This window comes from Acetobacter fallax (genome assembly GCF_011516735.1).
Lineage (GTDB): Bacteria > Pseudomonadota > Alphaproteobacteria > Acetobacterales > Acetobacteraceae > Acetobacter > Acetobacter fallax.
This window is the reverse complement of record NZ_WOSX01000076.1, coordinates 1-8215: the sequence shown is the minus strand read 5'-3', so window position 1 is coordinate 8215 and position 8215 is coordinate 1. Positions and strand designations below refer to the sequence as shown.

General features: G+C 54.8%; 6 protein-coding genes. All 6 read right to left on the bottom strand.

The window, feature by feature from the left end:
* Positions 1–66: 66 nt before the first annotated feature.
* A complete protein-coding gene (locus GOB85_RS17905; RefSeq protein WP_173578747.1) occupies positions 67–234 on the bottom strand; it encodes a hypothetical protein in 168 nt (55 codons plus the stop codon).
* A gap of 380 nt (positions 235–614) precedes the next feature.
* Positions 615–2708, bottom strand: coding sequence for a S9 family peptidase (locus GOB85_RS17900; protein ID WP_173578746.1), 2094 nt, complete (start codon positions 2706–2708; stop codon positions 615–617).
* Positions 2705–3985 carry a serine hydrolase domain-containing protein gene (locus GOB85_RS17895; RefSeq protein ID WP_173578745.1) on the bottom strand — a complete coding sequence of 427 codons (1281 nt, stop codon included), beginning with the start codon at positions 3983–3985 and terminating at the stop codon, positions 2705–2707. The genes GOB85_RS17900 and GOB85_RS17895 overlap by 4 nt, the downstream gene beginning before the upstream one ends.
* Positions 3985–6396, bottom strand: coding sequence for a penicillin acylase family protein (locus GOB85_RS17890; RefSeq protein WP_173578744.1), 2412 nt, complete (start codon positions 6394–6396; stop codon positions 3985–3987). Before GOB85_RS17890 ends, GOB85_RS17895 begins: the two co-directional genes overlap by 1 nt.
* Positions 6397–6411: 15 nt before the next feature.
* Positions 6412–7638: an FAD-dependent oxidoreductase gene (locus tag GOB85_RS17885; protein WP_173578743.1), complete on the bottom strand. Its 1227-nt coding sequence runs from the start codon at positions 7636–7638 to the stop codon at positions 6412–6414.
* 147 nt (positions 7639–7785) lie between these two features.
* The coding region (locus GOB85_RS17880; RefSeq protein ID WP_242011618.1) for a beta-lactamase family protein at positions 7786–8215 on the bottom strand (430 nt) is incomplete at its 5' end.

Genomic DNA, 8215 nt, shown 5'->3' with positions numbered 1-8215 from the left:
ACGCTCTTCAAGATACCGTCTGTGGAGCAATTGACGATATCTCTCATCGCCAGGCCGCAGCGTGCTTCACCGCCGCCGGATATGAACCAGACTGATCGGATTATGCTCTAGCAGACCGACAAGTATGGCGACACCAAACAGAGTCATGATCGGTTCGAAACGAAAACGTGCAATCAAAATAATAATCGTGAGAATGGCAAGCGCGCCCGTGGCGATAATATAAGCAGGACTCATCGCGAAAAAGTGCCGCCACCTGACAGTTGCAACGCAGTGAAACTCCCTTCTGTACCAGTCATTCGCGACAGACTGAACAGCACCTTCATCATATCCTCAGGGATATTTCGAGTGCGTTTCAATTCCACCATACCTACACGATCTTCCCTCGACCAGACCTGCATGACTGAAGACAACAATTTTTAACCGGAGGTGACACTTCCGGACATGAGTGGAGAAGATTACGGTAGAAATCTCAAGCCGTCCTCCTGGTTCAGAGCACGTCCACGGCCTTTGCACCTGGAGGAAGGATATGTGCGCCGGGGCAAGAACGTCGTCGCGTCTGTATGCAGTGTCCTGATAGAATGATGGCCTTAACGTAAGACCCGGCCGTCTGGTTATTAGTTGCGATGTACCAATATGCGGTCAAAGAAGCTGTCCATCCAGAGATAGGCCGTCAGCCAGTCCTGCATACGCAGAAAAGCGTGACGTTCACCAGAAAAAACATGATCTTCATATGGTATGCCACGGGTTGTCAGCATTCGTGCCAGAAGAACGGATTGTTCAAATTCGACATTACGATCGTCATCACCGTGCACCAGCATTACCGGCGCATGCCAGTGTTCGATATCCGCTACTGGTGATGATCGCCATTCCATGTCGTGCGCAGAACGGTTCTGTGCGGGAGACAGGCCGGGATGGTCCGGTTCAGTCATATCATGGACACCGTGGAAATCTGCTCCGGCAGCAAAAGTGTCACTGTTCCGGGCAAGAGCGAGGGCTGTGAGATAGCCACCCCAGCTTCCACCCCAGATACCGATCTGCGCCGGCTCCACATCAGAACGGGCTTTCAGCCAGGCGGCAGCAGCCTGAACATCGCGATACTCGCTGGCTCCGGCACGACCCGTCCCGGGTGCATTGCGAAATGCTTCGCCATAACCGGATCCGCTCCGGTAATTTACCGACAACACAACATAACCCTGAGAAGCCAGCGTCTGATTCATCAGATAGGCGTTAGAATAGTACCCCATGGCATTGAAAGCGGGTAGCATTTGTCGCTGCGGGCCACCATGAACGAACAGAAGCGCGGGATGGCGTGCTGGTGTGGCGCCGGGCGGAAGGAAAAGCTGCCCATGAAGATCAAGTCCATCGTCGCTGCGAAAATGGACTGATTGCGGCATGGTAAATATCATACCCTGTGGAAGAATCGGGGTTACCGGCATTTTCTGTTGTGCCGCTCTCATAACAACCGGATGCGCTGTTTGCGTGGCATTAGTAGCCATTACGGCTATGTCAGGTCCCGCGACGATAAGTTTCGTAACCTCGTCATTATCTGTCATGAGGCGTACGGGCTGATTACCTGACAGCGACTGCGACCAGGCACGCCACTGATCCGGGTCGCCGACGTTCGCTGTGTAAAGCAGACTGTTTCCATCCTGAGACAGACGAGCTGACGAGACCTCCGCGTTATCGGGTGTCAGACAATGGGGTTCAGTGCTGCCGATAGCAGGGAGCACACAGATGCGCCTCCATCCGCTGCCTTCCCACGGGAACAGAATTTGCCCGGATGGCGTCCATTGCAGTGACAAGCCTTCAGGTGCGGCAAAGCGCGATCCATGCCCCTCCGGCGCGGTCCACAGGACGTGTTCGGCTCTGGCAGCAGAATCGTAGACATGGAGCGACCAGAAGCGGCCTTTATCAGGCGGTGCATTCGAAAGAGGCTCTCGCGTACGAACAAAAGCTATAAAGCGGCTATCCGGAGAGAAAGTCGGCAAACGGTCGGAGGCAAGTGCCGGAGGGATGAAAGTCAGGCGTGTAGAGCGCGCTGCGACATCCCACAGCGCTATGAGCCCATGGGAGCCGCGGTCCAGTTCCACGGCGAGGCGTGACCCGTCTGGCGACCAGCGAATGCCGGTGATAGCACCAGGTGTCGTGAAAACGGGTGCGGTTTTCCCCCCGATACGCCCGATAAGAAGTGACCCGCCGTTACTAAAAGCCAGCCGTGTTCCATCAGACGAAAACACAGGGGAATGCCCCTCGCCAGCCAGAACCTGGCGACCGGACGGAAGGATGAGGCGGACGGTCTGTTTTCCTGAAAATGATAACTGTCCAGCATTGGGTGGAGTATCTGTCGGATATTCCGGGTCTCCACCTTCCACGTAAGCGAGCGTCCGGCCATCGGGAGTGAGCGCGAGGCCCCAGACATCAGTGCCATCGTCCTGCGTGTAATTCGTGACGCGCCTGGGAACATTGCCATCATCGGAGATCAAAATATTGCGAATACCATTCCGACGTTCAACCCATGCGATCACGGGGGCATTCCGGGCGCCAGTGAGATCGGATGCGAATGGCATGGCGAGCAGTTCCGAGAGCCGGGTCCTGAAGGTAGCATCGCCCTGCTGTGCGGCGGAGGAGGCCGAAGCCACGAAGAGTGCGGCAAGGGCCCCCACACAGGAGGCCAGTAATGTATTCAACCGGGCATGTCGTCCGATCATCGGATTATTCCAGCAAGAGCTGTAAAAATTTTCTCTTCGACGCGCGTGAAGGATGAATACACGCCGGGACTTATGTGTTCTTCCTCAGGATAACCGTCGGCAGCGAAGAGAAAGGCGTCGCCGGTCCCCGGATCGTACCAGAAACCGGAATGGAGGCCGTACGCGTCCCCGAGATGTCCTTTCAGATCGCCACGGTAGCCGCGCCAGGGGACGGTCGGCCGACCATTGCTATCCTTCTGACCTGTAAGACTAATCATGCTGAGACCGTAGCTTGCGATCGGGTAGGAGCACATACCGTTATGGCCGTCATAGTGCCATGTCGGCGTTTCCATCAGTCGGATACTCTCTGGTGAAAGGAGATGCACACCATCAAGCGTGCCACGTTGTTCCATAAAACGGGCCAGCCGGACGAGGCCCGTGAGTGCGATACGCAATCCACCCTGAGGCGAGAACAGTGTGCCATTCGTGCCGGGCGTATAGGTATCGAGCGCCTCCTGGCTCCAGCCTCTGGACGGATCCATATCGACTTCGGCTTCGTAACCCGTGGCAGGGTGTCTATAGAGTGTGGCCAGCCGCTCGGGGTGGGTGAGTTCCGTTATATTATAGCCTCCGTCTATGGCGAGAGGCATCAGGACATGTGTCTGCTGATAATGGTCGAAGCGTTCGCCGCTGACCCGCTCGATGATGGTTCCGATCACCCCGTAGCAAAGATTGCAATATTGAAACCAGTTTCCGGGTTTATGCCCTTCGCCGTGCGCAAAGTGATAATTATCCTGACCCGGTTTGCGTGAGTCGCTGAACAAATCAGAAATTTTCTGACCCGGAGGGATCGTGTAACCATCAGCGTCACGGATTGTTGACGTATGATTCAGAAGCATACGCAGAGTAATGGGTGAATCCGGAAAATCAGGATTACGCAAACGGAAGCCGACATAATCCGAAGCGTCATGGTCAAGAGCAATCTTGCCCTGCTCGACGAGCTCCATCAGTCCGATAGTTGTGACCACTTTGGAGACGGATGCGATACGAAACAGCGTATCAGCGTTGACGGGACTGGCATAGGCTTCGGTTTTCTTGGCGAAGCCCCCATAATAACTATAAATGATCTGCCCTTTATGCAGGCGCACGGCGGCGACGGCGGCGAGCGGGCGGATGTCACCCCGCGTCAGCACGGCGTCCATCGCCTGATCTGCGTGGTTCTGCGTATCTGCCATCGCCGCAGTTACCGGACTGAACGCGAGCGCCCACAGAACTGACCTGGCAGCCCATGACTTCATTATCTGTCTCCTGGTTGCAGAACGATTCGATTCACAGCTGCGGCTCTGACGCATTTTTCAGAAAATACAAGAGGCTGCATAGAACCTTTCATCCATTCCGAGAGAAAATCTGCATAATGCGGAGATCGCGGATCACCGCACTGGCCGGGAAAATTCAGGAACAGGGAATAGTCCCACTCGCCGACATCACATACCATCAGATAGCTTGCTCCGCCGGTGACGGCATAAGGCGCATGACCTTTTGCCAGAGGATTATACCATCGTGCCATGACAGTGTACGGATCGCCTCCGCTTTCGGCTGACAGACCACCGATTTCCTGGAAGCGACCTTCCATATCAGGAGATTTCGATAGCGGATGGCGAAGCGTGATAGTATGGAGTTTCCCCCATTGCCATGCTGCTGGCATGGAACCCAGACGTTCTCTGAGTTCCATGATAGCCGATCCGAAAGCAGTCAGTAGCATCAAATCCCTGCTTTGAAGCGGATCAGTCCCGAAGCGTGTGTCTGGTGACTGAAAAAGAGCAAGCTGTACGGAAGCGTTGACGGGGCCGTGCAGCAGATCCTTCAGATTTTCCGGGATGATCAGAGCGTAAAGCGCGCGTTCCAGATGGGTCCACCAGACTTCATAAATGGCAGCCCCGACACTGCTGGCATCCACGCGACCATTCCAGTGCTTCAACAATAAAGCTTCAGCATTCAGCTCCTGTGGCACGGGCGGCAACAATCGGACCATTTCCATTGCCAGCGTCGAGAAAGTGTCATGCTGAAGAGCAACACTATCCGCCAGGCTGGCCCGGGACGTAGCATCCAGCATCTGTGCGACGCGTTCGTAGCGAAATGGATCTTTCCACTCGAAACTGACGCGCCGCTCCTCGGCCGGATAGCCCGGAGGCAGATTCATTTCATTGGATGTTCCGAACCAGCCACAGGCGGGATTGAATGTGGAAGGAAGCGCCTCAAGAGGCTGCAGTCCTTTCCAGTCATAGTGGCCATCTCCAGGAGCAGGCAGGAGACCGTCGTGACCATCGGCGCGCGCCGGCAGACCGCCCGCCGCTTGCCAGCCGATATTTCCGACCGTATCGGCATAGGTAAAATTGGTAGGACTGGTGTGAACGCGGAGAGCCTCGCGGAAACTTGTCCAGTCCTGTGCGAGATTGATACCGATATTGGCAAAAAGGCCGTTTGCTCCGGGAGCGAGCCAGGAAGCAGCAACGGCTGTGGCTCTGCTTTGCATGAGGTCTTCTGACACGACTGGTCCCTGCGCCGCGTAGCGTAATCTAACGTTCCGGTCATTTTCTTCACCGCGTACGGCAATACGTGTTTCAGCGATTTCGAACGGTTTCAACATTCCGTCGTGGAAATAATGATCAGGATGATCGGGATGGGTATGCAGGATGAAGAGATCTTCCTGATCAATATGAAAGTTAGTGCGTCCGAACGCGATATGAGAGTTATGCCCCTGCATGACGCCGGGCATACCGGCTCCGGCACCGCCAATGACATCCAGACCTGGAGCAGTCAGGTGAATGACATAACGCGGGCCGGGGAGTCCGAAGCTCAGATGCGGATCATTGGCGAGGATCGGTCGTCCTGTTCCAGTGCGCGAAGGCGCGATAACCCATGAGTTACTGCCGGAGTTCATCCAGCGATGCTCTGCATCACCAGGTTGCTGAATATGGCCGAATGAAACGGGCTCCTGCAGGACACCGAAAAGACCAATATCTTTTTCGGATACAGCTGCAACGTCAAGCCCCTCCGGCACCAGCAGATCATGAGCTGGTCGGATGGGCGTAATCAGCGTATCGTATGCTAGGCCGCCACGAGCGGCGAGGCGGGCACGCCGGATTTCTTCTTTGGTGTTTCCCGCTGGTTCGGCACGTATTCTGATCAGATCAAGAACTTCCCATTCAAGGGGAATATAGTTGAAAAGCTGAAACTCCGTTGGAAGCAGTGTCGGTATATTGCGCACCTGGGCCAGACGGGCGTTGATTCCTGCCACGTAGGAACGGGCACAAGCCTGTACCAGCGGCGAAAACCCTCCGAATTCCGCTTCGGTGTTACCACGAAAAAGGAAAAGTCGGTTTGCGGTATCAGATCTTACGAACGCAGGACCGAAAACTTCCGCCAGCCTGCCCAGCGACTGACGATGTCCGAAATCGAGTTCCCACAGACGATCACGCGCTATGAGATATCCGTTTGCGAAGAATGCGTCCGGAATGGTTTGGGCACGAACGTGCGGGACACCCCAGCGATCTTCGAGAATTTCCACAGGCTCCAGCAAGCCGTTGAGTCCGGGAAGGAGTTGAAGTTCTGTGCTCGCGCGTGAAGTGTTTCTTAAGCCGGATGCTACGAGGCCGGCGGCAACGCTTCCCAGAAGCATCTGGCGCCGGTTATAGAGATTTTCCCGCATGACCCGTCCTCTGCATCAGACTTTATCGTGAACAGCTGGCCTGGCGCCTGCCACAAGATCGCACACTTTCAAAGCCGATCCGACTGAGAGAGTAAAACCCAGTGCACCCTGTCCTACGTTCAACAGGAGATTATGCCATCGGGTGCGTGCGATAACAGGCACTCCATCCGGGGTAGCGGGGCGCATGCCGGCCCATGGCACGGCAGCGTCATATGGACCCGCTTCGGGCAAAGCGGCCGCTGCGAGAGAGCGAAGACTGGCGATGCGCCGCGGATCGGGTCGCATATTTCGTGTACCAATATCAACCATCGCAGCAATCCTGAGGGTATCGCCAAGCCGGGCGTAAACAACCCGGTTATCATAATCTGTGACACTGACATCTGGCATCGTATCAATACGAGGCTGATGCGTCAGGCTGTACCCTTTAAGACCATAAAGCGGCAAATCGAAACCGAGCGGCCTGACAAGCTGACGGGATGATATTCCCGCAGCCAGAACTACAAGATCAGTATCGTGTATCCGACCGTCAATCCGCATCAGACATTGTCCCCCCTCACCTGTGCTCAGGGATGCATTACCGTGAATCCGTCTGAACAACGAATGCCGGGACATCGAATCAAGCAGAGATTCACAAAAACGATAACAGTCAGCAACCTCATCTTCCGGCGAGAATATACCACCGGCGATCTGTTTCGAGAGGGATGCAAAAGCCGGCTCTACATCGGCACATTCAGATGGAGAAAGAACACGTTCGCGCTCAGGGTCAGTGACGCCTCCCCTCGCTTTCAGAAAATTTTTTTTGCTGCGATAGACAACGAGCTTCCCGGGGCGGCGCCAGAGAAAGTCTTTCAGACCGTCCGCGCGCCACTCGCTCAGACCCGCCTGACTGCGGAGAGCAAGATCGAGAAGAATGTTACTGTTTTTGTGATTTGTGGCGGCATTGCAGGCACGAAAGAATGCCAGCATCCAGCGCCACTGGTGCGGATCTGCTCGCAGACGGAGTGAAACAGGAGAATTGGACCGAAACAACCAGGATATAGCGTCCTGCGGCACACCGGCATCAGCAAGCGGGCGAACATAACGATAGCTAAGCTGGCCACCATTAGCAAAGCTCGCTTCCTGCCCTACATCACGGTGCCGTTCAGTCAGCGTAACATTGTGTCCGTCACGCAGGAGGGCCCAGGCAGTCGCGAGTCCTGTAACGCCTCCGCCTATAACCGTGATATCGCGTTTTTCTGCCATTAAATTACCGGTCCCGATGAACGCTTCAAACTTTGCGCCAGCGTGTTTCCACCCCGTCATATCTAAAAACTTAAAAACAGATACCGGGTCAGACCAGCTTTAAAAATACCTGCGTCCTATAACCTCTGGTTAAGAGCTGCTTTGGAATCACGAGACATGACTACTGACATCAAGTATTTTCACAATGGCCGCAGCAACGTCTTTCCTCAGACACACAACACCTCCGCCGCCATAAGGATGCACGCGATTGGTCAGGATCAGAACAAAACCGTCATTATCAGGATCGATCCACAGAGACGTAACGATAAAACCTGTATGACCGAATGATCGGGCGGAAAACAATTCACCACATGGAGATGCATATCGCGAGGAAATATCCCATCCGAAGCCTCTCCGTTCTTTCTGACAAGCAGACTGTTCGGGTGTCGTCATACCGAGTAATGCAGCCTGAGACAGCGGAAACAGACTAGAGGGTGTTATGTATTTTCTGGCGTGAGTGTTGCAGAACAGATGGATGAATACTGCGCGCAAACCATATCCATCTGATGTCAGTGACGAAGAATGGTCTCTGATTGTT

What these genes read in the sequence shown, in the direction of transcription:
- GOB85_RS17895 (WP_173578745.1), bottom strand. Translation starts at nt 3,985, where the DNA reads ATGAAGTCATGGGCTGCCAGGTCAGTTCTGTGGGCGCTCGCGTTCAGT.
- GOB85_RS17885 (WP_173578743.1), bottom strand. Translation starts at nt 7,638, where the DNA reads ATGGCAGAAAAACGCGATATCACGGTTATAGGCGGAGGCGTTACAGGA.
- GOB85_RS17900 (WP_173578746.1), bottom strand. Translation starts at nt 2,708, where the DNA reads ATGATCGGACGACATGCCCGGTTGAATACATTACTGGCCTCCTGTGTG.
- GOB85_RS17905 (WP_173578747.1), bottom strand. Translation starts at nt 234, where the DNA reads ATGAGTCCTGCTTATATTATCGCCACGGGCGCGCTTGCCATTCTCACG.
- GOB85_RS17890 (WP_173578744.1), bottom strand. Translation starts at nt 6,396, where the DNA reads ATGCGGGAAAATCTCTATAACCGGCGCCAGATGCTTCTGGGAAGCGTT.